Genomic DNA, 13,733 nt, shown 5'->3' with positions numbered 1-13,733 from the left:
CGACGGATCTCTCCGTCGCGGCCCGCTTTGCTTTGTGCGGAAGCCTTAGCGCTTGGCCAACTGCTCCGCGATCTCATACGTGTTGAGCGCGGCGCCCTTGCGCAGGTTGTCACCGCAGACGAAGAAGTCCAGGGTGTTCGGGAAGTCCAACGCCTGGCGGATGCGTCCGACATAGGTCGGGTCGCCGCCCACCACGTCGGCCGGGGTCGGGAACTGGCCCTTCTCCGGGTCGTCCACCAACACCACCGACGGCTGCGCCGAGAAGATTCCCCGCGCCTGCTCCACCGTCACCGGCTGAGCGAACCGAGCGTGGACCGCGAGCGAGTGCGTGGTGACCACGGGGACTCGCACGCACGTCGCCGAGACCTTCAGGTCCTCGATGCCGAGGATCTTCCGGGACTCGTTGCGCACCTTCAGCTCCTCGCTGGCCCAGCCGTCCTCCTTGAGCGAGCCCGCCCACGGGATGACATTCAGCGCGAGCGGCGCGGGGAAGGGCGAGCCCTCCTGCGACAGGCCCGCCGCCGCGAGGGCTTCGCGGACGTCGCCTGCCTTGCCGCCCAGGTCCTTGCCCGCCACAGCCGCGTACTCGGCCTGCAGGCGGTCGATTCCTTCCTGCCCGGCGCCCGAGGCCGCCTGGTAGGAGGCGACCACAAGCTCCTGGAGTTCGAACTCGCGGTGCAGCGCGCCGATGGCGGCCATCATCGACAGGGTGGTGCAGTTCGGGTTGGCGATGATGCCCCGGGGGCGGTCGGCGATCTTGTCGCTGTTGACCTCCGGCACCACCAGCGGCACATCGGCGTCCATGCGGAACGCGCCCGAGTTGTCGACGGCAACCGCGCCACGGGAAGCGGCGATCGGGGCCCACTGGGCCGAGACCTCGTCGGGCACGTCGAACATCGCCACGTCGACGCCGTCGAAGACCTCCGGCGCCAGGGCGATCACCGTCAGCTCCTCGCCGCGCACGGTGATCTTCTTGCCCGCCGACCGCGGCGACGCGATCAGCCGGACATCACCCCACGGCCATTCCTTGCGGCCGTTCATGATGTCGATCATCACGGTGCCCACGGCGCCAGTGGCGCCCACCAGGGCCAGCGTCGGCTTGGTCGTCGTCTGCTGGGTCATCGTCCAGTCCCCCCATACACGACGGCCTGCTCGTCGCCGCCGAGGTCGAACGCCTCGTGGATCGCGCGCACAGCCTCGTCGAGCTGCGTGTCGCGGATCAGGACCGAGATCCGGATCTCCGAGGTGTTGATGATCTCGATGTTCACGCCCGCCTTGGACAGCGCCTCACAGAACATCGCGGTGACGCCCGGGTGCGACCGCATCCCGGCGCCGACCAGCGACACCTTGCCGATGTGGTCGTCGTAGAGGACCGCCGAGAAGCCGAGCTCCTCGCGGATCTTCTCCAGCGCCGCCACGGCCGTGGGGCCGTTGCTCTTGGACAGGGTGAAGGTGATGTCGGTCTTGCCGGACACGGTGCTGGACACGTTCTGCAGCACCATGTCGATGTCGATCTCGCTGTCGGCCACGGTCCGGAAGATCCGGGCGGCCACACCCGCGTGGTCCGGCACGCCGGTCACCGTGACCTTCGCCTCGGACCGGTCGTGCGCGACGCCGGTGATCATCGCCTGTTCCACGGTCAAGTCCTCCATTGATCCGGCGACGATCGTGCCGGACTTTGTGCTGTACGACGAGCGGACATGGATCGGGACGCCATAGCGGCGCGCGTACTCGACGCAGCGCAGCATGAGCACCTTGGCTCCGCCCGCCGCCATCTCGAGCATCTCCTCGTAGGTGACCCGGTCGAGGCGCTTCGCGTCGGGCACGATGCGCGGGTCGGCGGTGTAGACGCCGTCCACGTCCGTGTAGATCTCGCAGACGTCGGCGTTGAGCGCCGCCGCGAGAGCGACCGCTGTGGTGTCGGAACCACCGCGGCCCAGAGTGGTGATGTCCTTGGTGTCCTGGCTGACACCCTGGAAGCCCGCGACAAGGACGATGTAGCCCTCGTCGAGCGCGGCCTGCACGCGGCCGGGGGTGACGTCGATGATCCGGGCTTTGCCGTGGACCGACGTGGTGATCACACCCGCCTGGGAGCCGGAGAACGACCGGGCCTCCGCGCCGAGCGCGCTGATCGCCATCGCGACGAGCGAGTTGGAGATCCGCTCACCCGCGGTGAGCAGCATGTCCATCTCGCGCTCCGGCGGCACCGGGTTCACCTGTTTGGCCAGGTCGAGGAGTTCGTCGGTGGTGTCACCCATCGCGGAGCAGACCACCACGACGTCGTTCCCCGCTTTGCGCGTCGCGACGATCCGCTCGGCGACCCGTTTGATCCGGTCGGCGTTCTCCAGCGAGGATCCGCCGTACTTCTGGACGACGAGCGCCACTGCGTGCAACCTCCTCAGGCCCGCGGGCGGGCGGCCGAGGCCGCCACGCTTATCGCAGGAGAGCCTACCTGCGCACCGGCTTCGCCCCGAGGTGCTCTGTGTCTCCCGCCACTCCCCGACACCTGGTGCGCGTGCGGCTACGCTGGGCCGGACGGCCGGCAGATGTGGAGAGGATCGGGGTGTCTGCGACGGACGTGGCGCCCGCGAGCGCCGAGGAGACCACGACGGCGCCGCCTGAGGTGGCTCCCAGGCGTGCGCGCCGGTGGAACGCCCGGCGGATCACCTACGTCATCGCGCCCGGGGTGATCTTCCTCGGCATCCGCGAGTTCGGGCTGCTCATCCTGTCGTGGATGGCCGGGCGCAACGACATCTCCACGACCGACGCGCTCAAGTCGTGGGACGGGCAGTGGTTCCTGGCGATCGCCGGGAACGGCTACGCCGGTGTCCCGGCCGGCCTGGTCGACGCGTTCGGCAAGCGCAGCTTCGAGACACCGCTCGCCTTCTTCCCCGGCTACCCGACGGTCGTCGGCTGGCTCAGCGACCTGGGCTTCCGGCTGCTGCCGTCGGCCCTGGCGGTGACCGTCGCGTTCGGTGTGGTGTGCGCGTACGGACTGACCAGGCTCGGCGCCATCGTCACCGGCGGCTCCCGCACGGTCGGGTTGATCCTGGTGGCGCTGTTCGCCGCGTCGCCGATGGCGATCGTGCTGTCGATGGCGTACTCCGAGGCGATGTTCTGCGCGCTGGCCGTGTGGGCGTTGGTGTTCGTGCTGGAGCGGCGCTGGATCGGCGCCGGGCTGTGCTGCGCGGCCGCGGGTCTTGTCCGGCCGACGGCGTCCGCGCTGATCCTGGCGGTGGGGCTGGCGATGCTGGTGGCGGTGTACCAGCGGCGCGACTCGTGGCGGCCGTGGCTGGGCGGGGTGCTCGCCCCGGTCGGGCTGATCGGCTACCTCGCCTGGGTCGGCGTGCGGACCGGCGAGTGGGACGGCTGGTTCGCCCTGCAGCGCCGGGGCTGGGACTCCGAGTTCGACGGCGGCGTCGCGACCGTCCGGTTCACCCTGGACGTCCTCGGCAACGCGCGGTCGGTGCTGGAGGTGGCGACGGTCGGGCTGATCATCGGCGCGCTGGCCCTGCTGGTCGTCGGCTGGCGGCGTCGGCTGGAGTGGCCGCTGCTGGTGTACGCGGCCGGGGTGCTGGCGATGGACCTGTGCTCGAACGGGCTGATGAACTCGAAGGCCCGGCTGATGCTCCCGGCGTTCACGCTGCTGCTCCCGATCGCCCTCGGGCTGGCGAAACGCCGACCCTCCACTGTGGTGCTCACGCTCGCGGGGATCGCGGTGGCGTCGGCGTGGTTCGGCGCGTACTCGATCACGGCCTGGGGCTATGCCATCTGACCCGCATCCGCTGATCAAGGCACGCTGGAGTCCGCGGGCGCTCGACCCGTCCGGCACGGTTTCCGAGGCGGCGATGCGGCGGATGCTGGAGGCGGCCCGGTGGGCGCCTTCGTACGGCAACACCCAGCCCGCGCGCTACCTCGTCGGGCTGCGCGGCACGCCGACGTTCGAACGGATCTTGGGGCAGCTCAACCGCGGCAATCAGGCTTGGGCGGTCAATGCCGGAGCCTTGCTGATCGCTTGCGCGGCGACGGTGAACCCCAAGGGCGAGGTGCCGTACGCGGAGTACGGCGTGGGTCTGGCGACGGAGAACCTCGTGCTGCAGGCGGTGGCGGAGGGACTGGTCGCGCACCAGATGGCGGGGTTCGACAAGGCGGGGATCACCGCCGAGTTCAGCCTTCCCGAGACGATCAGGCCGCTGGTGGCGGTCGCGATCGGCGTGCTCGGACCGCCGGAACTGCTGCCGCCGGAGAAGCGTGAGCGCGAGACGAAGCCGCGCGTGCGGCTGCCCGCCTCGGAACTCGCGTTCACCGAGTGGGGGACGCCGTTCTAGCCGAGTCGGCGGATCAACCTTGACACGATCATGGACACGACCAGCCAGAACACCGCGGCCAGGCCGTAGTTGACCAGCACCCTGAGTTTGGCGTCCTCCGGGTTGAACAGGTCCTTGAACGCCAGCACGAACATGTCGGCGGTCTGGCGGACGAAGCTGCTGATCCCGTTGTCCGGGTTCGCGTTGCCCATCACCAGGATGACGTGCACGACCAGGACCAGGGCGATCAGCAGGCCCGCCCACCGCACGAGGTTCGCGACGAGTCCGACGATGTCGGAGCGCCACTCGGCGCCCGTGCGGCTCCGGCGGCCGGTGTCCTCGGTGCTGTCAGCCATCCTCGAAGTCTGGCACGGCTCACGGCCCCCGGCTATGCGTGCGATCAGGCGATCGCGCGCGCGATGATGCCCGTGACGACGATCCAGAACAGCGCCGCGAGACCGTAGTTCACGATCACGGCCAACGTCGCGTTGGCGATCGGGAACAGGCCCGGGAAGAACAGGGCGAGCGGTTCGGCCATGGACTGGATGAACCTGGCGAACGCGTTGGCCATGTTCGCGCCGAAGATGATCAGACAGATGTAGACCACCAGGATCAGGGCGAACAGCGCACCGATGCCGGACACGATCCGGGCAGCGGTGCCGGTTCCTCGTGTTGCGTACCACCTGCGCGTAGTCATGTCGGAAGAGTGCCCTGGCCTGCCGATCGGCAAACTGCTCCACCCGGCCTAACGATCGGATCGCCCACCATGTGGACGCGCGTTTCCATATCCGGCCGCTTCCTGGCTACTCTGAGTGCGTGGCTCACGCTCTCCTCCTGCTTCGCTGCCGCGACGGGGCCTGATCAGGCCGGCTCCCCGTCGCGGAGTTCGGGCGTCGCCGCCGGTCCCCGACACCGTTAAGCAGGAGCCCCCCGCAATGAGCAATTCAGACGCCTACACCTCCTCGAACAGCCGCATCCGGACGCCGTCGCGTCCCATTCCGGACGGCCAGCCCGCGTGGAACCCGCAGCGCGGCAGTTCGATGCCGTTCCACCGGTACCGCCCGTTCCCGGAGCTGGTCGAGCCGATCGACGTACCGGACCGCACCTGGCCCACCAAACGCATCACGAAGGCGCCGCTGTGGTGCGCGGTCGACCTGCGTGACGGCAACCAGGCCCTGATCGACCCGATGTCGCCCGCCCGCAAGCGCCGCATGTTCGACCTGCTGGTGCGCATGGGCTACAAGGAGATCGAGGTCGGCTTCCCGGCCGCGAGCCAGACCGACTTCGACTTCGTCCGCGAGATCGTCACCGAGGGCGCGATCCCCGAGGACGTGCGCATCCAGGTCCTCACCCAGGCCCGGCCCGAGCTGATCGAGCGCACCTTCGAGGCCGTCGAAGGCGCCCACAGCGCGATCGTCCACCTGTACAACTCGACGTCGATCCTGCAGCGGCGCGTCGTGTTCCGCCAGGACCGCGAGGGCATCAAGAAGATCGCCACCGACGGGGCCGAGGTCGTGCTGTCCTTCGCCGAGAAGTACGGCGACACCGACTTCCGGTTCGAGTACTCCCCCGAGTCCTACACCGGCACCGAGCTCTCCTACGCCGCCGAGGTGTGCAACGCGGTGGCAGGGATCTGGCAGCCGACGCCCGAGCGGCCGATGATCGTCAACCTGCCCGCGACCGTCGAGATGGCCACGCCCAACGTGTACGCCGACTCGATCGAGTGGATGCACCGCAACCTGGACAACCGGGACTCGCTGGTGCTGAGCCTGCACCCGCACAACGACCGGGGCACCGGCGTCGCCGCCGCCGAGCTGGGCTACCTGGCGGGCGCGGACCGCATCGAGGGCTGCCTGTTCGGCAACGGCGAGCGCACCGGCAACGTCGACCTGGTCACCCTGGGGATGAACCTGTTCAGCCAGGGCATCGACCCGCAGATCGACTTCTCCGACATCGATGAGATCCGCCGCACGGTCGAGTACTGCAACCAGCTGCCGGTCGCCGAGCGCCACCCGTGGGGCGGCGACCTGGTCTTCACCGCCTTCTCCGGCAGCCACCAGGACGCGATCAACAAGGGCTTCGACGCCATGCGCGCCGACGCCGACGCCGCGGGCGTGGGGGTCGACGACCACCCGTGGGAGGTCCCGTACCTGCCGATCGACCCGAAGGACATCGGCCGGTCGTACGAGGCGGTCATCCGGGTCAACTCGCAGTCCGGCAAGGGCGGCGTGGCCTACGTGATGAAGACCGAGCACCAGCTGAAGCTGCCGCGCCGGCTGCAGATCGAGTTCTCGCAGGTAATCCAGGCCGTGACCGACAGCGAGGGCGGCGAGGTCAGCCCGAAGGAGATGTGGGACGTCTTCGCGGCGGAATACCTCGACCGGGTCTCCCCGCTGCGCCTGCGCCGCAGCCGGATCTCCGACGACGGCGAGGGCCGCGACGAGATCGCCGCCACGGTCGGCGTCGAGGGCGAGGACCACGAGATCACGGGAGCGGGCAACGGCCCGATCGCCGCGTTCGTCGACGGCCTGGCCAGCGTGGGCTACGACGTCCGCGTCCTCGACTACTCCGAGCACGCCCTGACCTCCGGCGACGACGCGCGCGCCGCGGCGTACGTCGAGTGCGCGGTGGGCGACCAGGTGCTGTGGGGTGTCGCGATCGACAGCTCCATCGTCACCGCGTCGCTGCGGGCCGTGGTGTCCGCGGTGAACCGGGCCCACAAGTAGGACAATCGAAAGGTGCGTGTGCCGCCGAGCGGCACGCGCACCTTTGTCGTTGGAACGTCAGGCGGCTTCGCCCGGCGCGAGGCAGAGCGTCAGCTTCGGCTCGGTGTAGGTCAGCGGAGACGACTCGGCACACAGCGACTCGTCGACGACGCCGTCGGCCTTCTTGACGACCTTGATGGTGCCCGCCTTGCACTCGGTCTTCGCCATGCCCATCTTCGACGAGGTCGCCGGGTCCTCGTAGCAGGCGCCCTCGACGACGTTCGGGACCAGGCAGATCTTCGAGTCCGGGCCCCGGCGGGCGGTCTCGGTGTACTCGTCGTAGCCGCCACCGCACTTCTCGGTGGTCGAGCCGAGCACCTTGCCGATGGTGTAGTTCGCCTCGGCGGCGGTGCAGTCGACGACCTTGAACTCGGGCTTGGTGGTGGTGCCGGTGACGCTCGCGCACTCGCCTGCCTTGGCCTGCGCCGCGGCACTGGTGAAGGATCTTGACGCCGATGCTCTTCTTCTTCGGCGCGGGCGGGATCGCGTGTCGGGCGGGCGGCACGCTACCGGGTCAGCACCCCATCAGGTGACCGCATTTACCAAAACGAGTCCACTTTGGATCACACGAGGTGGTTCTCGTAGGCGAAGGCGGCGGCCGCGGTGCGGGAGGTGACGTCGAGTTTGGTGAAGATGTTCGACAGGTGCCGGGCGACGGTTTTCTCACTCAGGACCAGGTGGGCGGCGATTTCCGGGTTGCTGCGCCCGGCCGCGACCAGCCGCAGCACCTCGACTTCGCGCGCTGTGAGCCCGCCAGGGGCGGCGGGTGTGAGCAAGCGTGCGGCATCCTGCTCGGCCGGGACCGCGCCGAGGTCGTGGAAGACCTGGCGGGCGGCGGCGAACTCGGTCGCCGCGGACTGCTCGTCGCCGAGTTCGCGCAGGGCACGGCCGATGAGCACCCGGCACCGGGCCAGCTCGTAGGGCGAACTGACCCGCTGCCACTCCTGCCCGCCGGTGCGCAGTTCCGGCAGCGCCGCGGCGGGCTCGGCTCGGGCGAGCAGGACCGCGCCACGCGCGTAGCCCGCCATGGCGCGCAGCGCCGGGCAGCGGAACGACGCCGCGATGCCCGCCAGTTCGACGCTGAGTTCGTCGGCCTGGTCGACCTCTTCAGCGGCCAGCAACACCTCCACGGCGCCCGGCAGCACGTGCGACCGGTGCACGGGGTCGTGTTGTTCGGCCAGCAACCTGCACACGGCGGCCACGGCGGCGGGTTTGCGACCCCGCGCCGACCACAGGAGGGCGAGCCCGGGCTGCGGCTCGTGCCCGAAACCCGCCGCCCGGTCATAGGCCTCGTCGGCGGCGGCGAAGTCACCGCGGACCCGCAGGACGTCGCCGCACTCGGCCATCGCCAGCCCCGCGGCGGCCGGGATGTCGGCGTCGGCGTAGCGGCGCGTCGCGAGTTCGAACTCCTCGACCGCCTCGGCGAACGCTCCCCGAACCCGCATGATCTGCCCGCGGTGCACCGCGCACTGACCGGTGAACCTGACCAGTCCGGGTTGGGTGTCGATCCACGTGGTGAGCGCGCTGGTCCACTCGGCGGCGCGGCCGTAGTCGCTGACCTCCTGACAGGCCTCGATCACCGAGCAGTAGACATGCCCGGCGAACATCATCGACACCTCGCCGGTGGAGATCCCGATCATCGCCTCGTCGAGCAGTTCCAGGCCCTCGGGGACGCGCCCGGTGTACAGCAGCAACCTGCCCTGCGCGTTGAGGCCGTTGGCCACCAGATCGGCGTCGCGGTACCGGCGCCCGTACTCGACGACCTCGACCGCCAGCCGGTGGGCGGCGTCGAGGTCGCCGGTGAAGAAGCTCCGCAGCATCGCGTGCATCACCAGGTACCCGCGCTCGACGACGTCGCCGGGAACGTCTTCGAGGAGGCGCTGGCAGCGGCTCACCCAGCCGCCGGCGACCGCGGGCTCGCCACCCATGAGCAGCGCCATCGCCAGCGAGAACCCGCAGCGCACGGCCCCGAGGGTGTCACCCGCGTCCACGTTTCCCTGGTAGGCCCGCTGCATCGCCTGGACGCAGTCGTTTGTCCGGCCGACCAGGTAGGCCGCGGTGGCGAGTTGGGCGAAGTCGTCGGCGGTCAGGACGGCGTCGTCCGCGTCGGACAGCGCCTCGTAGGCCGCCATCCACTCGCGGTGCTCGAAGGCCGCGCGAGCCCTCGCCAGATCGTCAACGACGCCCATGGCGCCTCACCTCGGTCCAAGGATAGGTCCTGACCTGCTCCTTTTCAGGCCGGGACGCGGGCGGCGATCCGGCGGGCGAGGTACTCGGCGTCGCGGCCGATGCCCAGGAAGACCATGGAGCTGAACGAGTACTGGAAGCTCAGGCCGCAGAAGTACAGGCCGGGCGCGCCGTCGGCCACCCCGCGGTATTCGGTGGGCCACCCGTTCTCGCCGAAGATCGGCAGCTTGACCCAGTCGAAAACCTGCTTGAACCCAGTGCACCAGACGACGTTCGCCGCGTCCACGACCCGCTCGCCGTCGAGCACCGGGAGACCGCCGTACACGCCGGTCACTCGCGCCAGCACCCGCTCGACGTGGCGTTCCTCGAGGTCCGTGCGCTTCACCCGGAGCATCGGACCGCCGTGGCCGCGGACCTCGTCCATCATTTTGCGGCCGATCGGGGTGCCCCGGGTCAGCACGTGCCGGGCGGCGAACGCCATCAGCGGGAACACGGCGCGGAACCTGCGTGACTCCAACCGAAGCGGGATCTCGCCGCAGTCACGTCCACAGAGGACAGTCTCATGGGTGGGCGCCACCTCGTAGGCGATGTCGGTGCCCGAGTGCGAGGCGCCGACAACCAGGACTTTGCCCGGCCGCAGCTGGCTGAGCCTGCGGTACTCACTGGAGTGCAGCTGCCGGATGCTCGGTTCGAGTTCCCCTGCGAAAGCGGGAATGTAGGGCGTGCGCCCGAAAGTGCCGGTCGCGACGACCACGTTGTCGCACGTGATCGTGTCGGCCCCGAGGGTGGCGGTGTACCCGCCTTCGGGGCGGGCCTCCAGCAGGTCGATGCGGGTGCTCATCCGCACCGGCAGGTCCCAGTGCAGGGCGTAGGTCTCGAGGTAGTCGGCGACCTCGTCCTTGTGCGGGAACGCCCAGGCGTCCATCGGGAAAGGCAGGCCGGGCAGGCTGCTGTACTTCGCGGGGGTGTAGAGCCGCAGCGTGTCCCACTGCCTGCGCCAGTTGTCGCCGACCCGGTCGTTGCCGTCCACGATGAGGCACGGTCGGCCGAGTTCGCGCAGGTGGTAGCCGGTGGACAGGCCCGCCTGGCCTGCTCCGATGATCAGGGTCTCGATGTGTTGGGTGGTCATGTCGCGCCTCCTGAAGTGGTGGCTTCGACGCTATGGATCCCCGGTGGCGGCCGCGTCGGACAGAACACCCATCTGGGGGCGGCTGGCAATGGGTAGGTTTGCGTACCGCACGAACCAGACCAGCATCAGCGCCGTGCTGACCGTGTAGAAGCCGTGCAACGCCCAGATCGGCCCGGCGGGCAGGCTGAACACGTAGAGCGAGTGGATCAGGTTGCCGAGGTTGGCGAGCAGCATGTGGCCCAGGCTGTAGGAGCCGAGGTCCCGGGTCCGGTGGGCCTTGAGGAGCATCGGCAGCGTGCTCGACGCGAAGATCACCGTTGAGGCGATCCCCGCGAGCATCGGCATGCTGGTCATGAACTCACGCTAGGAACCCAGCGACCGCCGCCGCATCGGAAAAACGACGCATCCACTTCGGAATCGGAATGGGTCAGTCGGGACAGCCACCCGCTCGTTCGGCGTTCCAGGCCGCGCCGAGCGCCAGGGCGAGACGCCACGTCCACGCCTTGGCGTCGCCGTCGATGTTGGGGTATTCGTCCTGGAAGTTGACCCAGTCGACGTCCCAGGCCAGAACGGATTCCGCCACGAAACCGTCGGCCCCGCCTTCGAGTTCGGGCCGCAGGAGGTCGACGACCCAGCTCGCGGTCGGGCACCGCCGTGCGCTCGGCGAGCAGGACCGCGTCGTACAGGCCTTTGCCCTGTGGGTGGGAATCAGTCGCCAGCCACAGCAGCTTCCAGGCCGGCGACAACTCCGGCGTGGCAGCCAAAAGCATCCGGTCGACCGACGGGATCGCAAGCGGCACAGGGAGAATCGGCAGCACCTCACTGAAGACGAAGTCGAGTTGCACGGCCCCGCGCGGCAGGTCGTCGACGGCGAACGGGAACACCAGGCGGCGGCCGTCGGCCGGCTCGTAGGTCCAGATGTCCTCGGCCGTCACCTCGTCGGCGAGCAGTCCCGCGCCGGGCGTCGAGCGGACCGCGTCGATGATGCCGTCGAGCATGGCGACGGACTCGAAGTGCCTGATCGAACGAGACGCGGGCAGGACGACGAAGTCGATGTCCCCGGGCTCCCGCGCGGCATCGCCCACCCGGGCGCGCCCGGCGATTTCGGCGTTTATGCCCGACGGTCTCACGCCGACCGTCCGTCAAGCCACCACATTGCCACAACACGGCCTTTCGTTTTGTTCGTTTTGCGGTACGATGGAGCCATGTCGATCACCATGAGCGAACGGACTCTGCTGCCCCCGTCCGACCCGGAACGGCTGACTGACGCAGTCGTCGCGCTCACCCGAACGACAGCTGACAGAGCCGCGCTGGTCGCGCCGGACGGGAGCAGGCTCGACGTCCCCGCCGAGATCTACGACGTGCTCCGGGATGTGCTCCAAGCGCTGTCACAAGGGTTCGCGATCACAATCGCGCCGTTGCACACAATCCTGACGACAAGCGAGGCAGCGCATCTGCTTGGTGTGTCCCGGCCGACCTTGGTGCGTTTACTGGAATCCGGCGAGATCCCGTTCGATCAACCCGCCCGACACCGGCGAGTCCGGCTTGCCGATGTGCTCGCCTACCAAGAACGCGCCAGGCGAGCGCGCGGCGCCGGTCTCGACGAGATGGTCCGGGCCGGCGAGGAAGACGGGCTCTACGAGCTTCCCGACGCGCCGTTCGAGCGGCTGCCAACCGACGACCGCGGGGACTGATCTTGTTCGCCGTCTTCTTCGATACTTGCGTGCTGCTCAAATCCTACGTCTGCGACACCGTTCTGAGCATCGCCGAGGATGGACTGTTCCGTCCACTGTGGTCACAACATGTGCTCGACGAGTTGGAGCGGAATCTGATCAAGCGTGGAGCGACCACGACGCAGGTCGCGCACCGCGTGGACCAGATGCGCGCCCCTTTCCCGACGCGTGCGTGCAGGGCTATGAGGCGATGATCGACGTGATGACCAACGACCCGAAGGATCGACACGTGGCGGCCGCGGCCATCCGTGGCGGCGCTGAACTGCTGGTGACCGAGAACTTGAAGGACTTCCCCAGCCGAGCCCTTGACTCGTACGACGTCGTGGCCGTCAACCAGGACGAATTCCTCCTCGACCAACTCGATTTGGCCCCGGGCGTGGTTCTGGCGAGTCTGCACCGGCAAGTGTCGCGATATCGCCGTGAGCCGCGCACGGTGTCCGACCTTCTCACGATCCTTGAGAGACCCGGCAGCAACTGTCCCGGCTTCGCCACTTCGTGTCGAGCAGCCCTATAACACCTTTAACGGCGAGCGTGGTCGCTGAAAGGCCGTTCCGCCTTCCGCGATCTCGCTCCTCGGCCTGGTCCGGCATCTCGCCGAAGTGGAGCGGAGCTGGTTCCGAAACGTCATGAACGGGGAGCAGTACCGGGCTATTGGGGTCGCGGTGCGGATGGATACCGCGTCGATTTCGAGGTCGACGACGCTGACCCGGAAGCGGCGTTCAAGGTCTGGCGGGAGTCCTGCGAGCAATCGCGGGCCATCGTCGACGCCGCCAAGTCGCTCGATGTCCTCGGGCGACACGGTGATGAGGTGTTCTCGCTTCGCTACGTGCTCACACACGTGATCGAGGAGTACGCGCGGCACAACGGGCATGCCGACTTTCTCCGCGAGCGCATCGACGGTTCCACCGGCGAATGGCGAAAGCGGCCAGGGAAGTCCCTGGCCGCTTTTCGGTCTGTCTACTTAGGAATGCGCCGCACCGGTCGGGTCGATGGTCAGCTTGTCCGTGTTCTCCGGGAAGTGACACGCCGCGCGGTGGCCGGGGGCCAGTTCCGCCAGCGGCGGTTCCTCGACCTTGCAGATCTCCTGCGCCTTCCAGCACCGGGTGCGGAAACGGCAGCCCGAGGGCGGGTTGACCGGGCTGGGCACGTCGCCCTGCAGCCGGATGCGCTCGCGGTTGCCGCGCCGGGCGGTGTCCGGGATCGGCACCGCCGAGAGCAGCGCGACGGTGTACGGGTGCATCGGCCGCTCGTAGAGCGCGGTACGGTCCGCGATCTCCATGATCTTGCCGAGGTACATCACCGCCACCCGGTCGGACACGTGCCGCACGACCGACAAGTCGTGCGCGATCATCACGTACGTCAGGTCGAACTCGGTCTGCAGGTCCTCCAGCAGGTTGACGACCTGCGCCTGGATCGACACGTCCAATGCGGACACCGGCTCGTCCGCGATGATCATTTTCGGGTGCAGAGCGAGCGTACGGGCGATCCCGATGCGCTGGCGCTGCCCGCCGGAGAACTCGTGCGGGTAGCGGTTGTAGTGCTCCGGGCTCAGGCCGACCAGCTCGAGCAACTCCTGCACAGCCTTCTTGGTGCCGTGCTCGGTCTTCACGTT

Annotated in this window: 15 protein-coding genes and 3 pseudogenes; 7 read left to right on the top strand and 11 right to left on the bottom strand. The window is 68.8% G+C overall.

Going from position 1 to position 13,733, the window contains the following annotated elements; translation table 11 throughout:
- Nucleotides 1–45: 45 nt before the first annotated feature.
- Nucleotides 46–1,122 (bottom strand): aspartate-semialdehyde dehydrogenase, encoded by a 1,077-nt coding sequence (locus ACRDSQ_RS24915; RefSeq protein WP_431424388.1) that lies wholly within the window; start codon nt 1,120–1,122, stop codon nt 46–48.
- Nucleotides 1,119–2,384, bottom strand: coding sequence for an aspartate kinase (locus ACRDSQ_RS24910; RefSeq protein WP_431424387.1), 1,266 nt, complete (start codon nt 2,382–2,384; stop codon nt 1,119–1,121). The genes ACRDSQ_RS24915 and ACRDSQ_RS24910 overlap by 4 nt, the downstream gene beginning before the upstream one ends.
- Before the next feature lie 179 nt (nt 2,385–2,563).
- Here ACRDSQ_RS24910 and ACRDSQ_RS24905 point away from each other — a divergent pair, with 179 nt between their 5' ends.
- Together ACRDSQ_RS24905 and ACRDSQ_RS24900 are read left to right on the top strand one after the other, a co-directional pair.
- Complete coding sequence (locus ACRDSQ_RS24905) at nt 2,564–3,775, top strand: hypothetical protein (protein WP_431424386.1); 1,212 nt, start codon at nt 2,564–2,566, stop codon at nt 3,773–3,775.
- Complete coding sequence (locus tag ACRDSQ_RS24900) at nt 3,765–4,328, top strand: nitroreductase family protein (protein ID WP_431424385.1); 564 nt, start codon at nt 3,765–3,767, stop codon at nt 4,326–4,328. Before ACRDSQ_RS24905 ends, ACRDSQ_RS24900 begins: the two co-directional genes overlap by 11 nt.
- Here ACRDSQ_RS24900 and ACRDSQ_RS24895 read toward each other — a convergent pair.
- Both ACRDSQ_RS24895 and ACRDSQ_RS24890 read right to left on the bottom strand, forming a co-directional pair.
- Nucleotides 4,325–4,663 (bottom strand): hypothetical protein, encoded by a 339-nt coding sequence (locus ACRDSQ_RS24895; protein WP_431424384.1) that lies wholly within the window; start codon nt 4,661–4,663, stop codon nt 4,325–4,327. The genes ACRDSQ_RS24900 and ACRDSQ_RS24895 overlap by 4 nt on opposite strands.
- A gap of 44 nt (nt 4,664–4,707) precedes the next feature.
- The gene (locus ACRDSQ_RS24890) at nt 4,708–5,004 is read right to left on the bottom strand and encodes a hypothetical protein (RefSeq protein ID WP_431424383.1); all 297 of its coding nucleotides are present in this window, start codon (nt 5,002–5,004) and stop codon (nt 4,708–4,710) included.
- Nucleotides 5,005–5,242: 238 nt separating this feature from the next.
- Between ACRDSQ_RS24890 and leuA the strand changes: the two genes are divergently transcribed.
- Nucleotides 5,243–7,033: a 2-isopropylmalate synthase gene (gene leuA, locus ACRDSQ_RS24885; RefSeq protein WP_431424382.1), complete on the top strand. Its 1,791-nt coding sequence runs from the start codon at nt 5,243–5,245 to the stop codon at nt 7,031–7,033.
- Between the two features lie 57 nt (nt 7,034–7,090).
- Here the strand turns inward: leuA and ACRDSQ_RS24880 are convergent.
- The 6 genes and pseudogenes from ACRDSQ_RS24880 to ACRDSQ_RS24855 all read right to left on the bottom strand — a co-directional run.
- Nucleotides 7,091–7,471 (bottom strand): annotated as a pseudogene (locus ACRDSQ_RS24880) (LppU/SCO3897 family protein); the annotation flags it as partial.
- A 164-nt stretch (nt 7,472–7,635) separates the two neighbouring features.
- Nucleotides 7,636–9,261: a LuxR C-terminal-related transcriptional regulator gene (locus tag ACRDSQ_RS24875; protein ID WP_431424381.1), complete on the bottom strand. Its 1,626-nt coding sequence runs from the start codon at nt 9,259–9,261 to the stop codon at nt 7,636–7,638.
- A 44-nt stretch (nt 9,262–9,305) separates the two neighbouring features.
- Nucleotides 9,306–10,388: a flavin-containing monooxygenase gene (locus ACRDSQ_RS24870; RefSeq protein ID WP_431424380.1), complete on the bottom strand. Its 1,083-nt coding sequence runs from the start codon at nt 10,386–10,388 to the stop codon at nt 9,306–9,308.
- A gap of 30 nt (nt 10,389–10,418) precedes the next feature.
- Complete coding sequence (locus tag ACRDSQ_RS24865) at nt 10,419–10,742, bottom strand: hypothetical protein (protein WP_431424379.1); 324 nt, start codon at nt 10,740–10,742, stop codon at nt 10,419–10,421.
- Between the two features lie 73 nt (nt 10,743–10,815).
- Nucleotides 10,816–10,971, bottom strand: a complete 156-nt coding sequence (locus ACRDSQ_RS24860) for a hypothetical protein (protein ID WP_431424389.1) — start codon at nt 10,969–10,971, stop codon at nt 10,816–10,818.
- Nucleotides 10,972–11,077: 106 nt separating this feature from the next.
- Nucleotides 11,078–11,473: pseudogene (locus ACRDSQ_RS24855) on the bottom strand (nucleotidyl transferase AbiEii/AbiGii toxin family protein); the annotation flags it as partial.
- Nucleotides 11,474–11,593: 120 nt separating this feature from the next.
- Between ACRDSQ_RS24855 and ACRDSQ_RS24850 the strand changes: the two are divergent.
- The 4 genes and pseudogenes from ACRDSQ_RS24850 to ACRDSQ_RS24835 form a co-directional block, all read left to right on the top strand.
- The gene (locus ACRDSQ_RS24850; protein ID WP_431424378.1) at nt 11,594–12,082 is read left to right on the top strand and encodes a helix-turn-helix domain-containing protein; all 489 of its coding nucleotides are present in this window, start codon (nt 11,594–11,596) and stop codon (nt 12,080–12,082) included.
- A 2-nt stretch (nt 12,083–12,084) separates the two neighbouring features.
- Nucleotides 12,085–12,315, top strand: coding sequence for a PIN domain-containing protein (locus ACRDSQ_RS24845; RefSeq protein ID WP_431424377.1), 231 nt, complete (start codon nt 12,085–12,087; stop codon nt 12,313–12,315).
- Nucleotides 12,312–12,635, top strand: coding sequence for a hypothetical protein (locus tag ACRDSQ_RS24840; RefSeq protein WP_431424376.1), 324 nt, complete (start codon nt 12,312–12,314; stop codon nt 12,633–12,635). The genes ACRDSQ_RS24845 and ACRDSQ_RS24840 overlap by 4 nt, the downstream gene beginning before the upstream one ends.
- Before the next feature lie 237 nt (nt 12,636–12,872).
- A pseudogene (locus ACRDSQ_RS24835) lies at nt 12,873–12,962 on the top strand (hypothetical protein); the annotation flags it as partial.
- A 120-nt stretch (nt 12,963–13,082) separates the two neighbouring features.
- Here the strand turns inward: ACRDSQ_RS24835 and ACRDSQ_RS24830 are convergent.
- Nucleotides 13,083–13,733: oligopeptide/dipeptide ABC transporter ATP-binding protein (locus ACRDSQ_RS24830; protein ID WP_431424375.1), on the bottom strand; the 651-nt coding region annotated here is incomplete at its 5' end.

This window comes from Actinokineospora sp. (assembly GCF_050699995.1).
In the GTDB taxonomy this organism is placed as follows: Bacteria; Actinomycetota; Actinomycetes; order Mycobacteriales; family Pseudonocardiaceae; genus Actinokineospora.
Note: the sequence above shows the minus strand (reverse complement) of the source record. Positions and strands in the feature narration are given on the sequence as shown.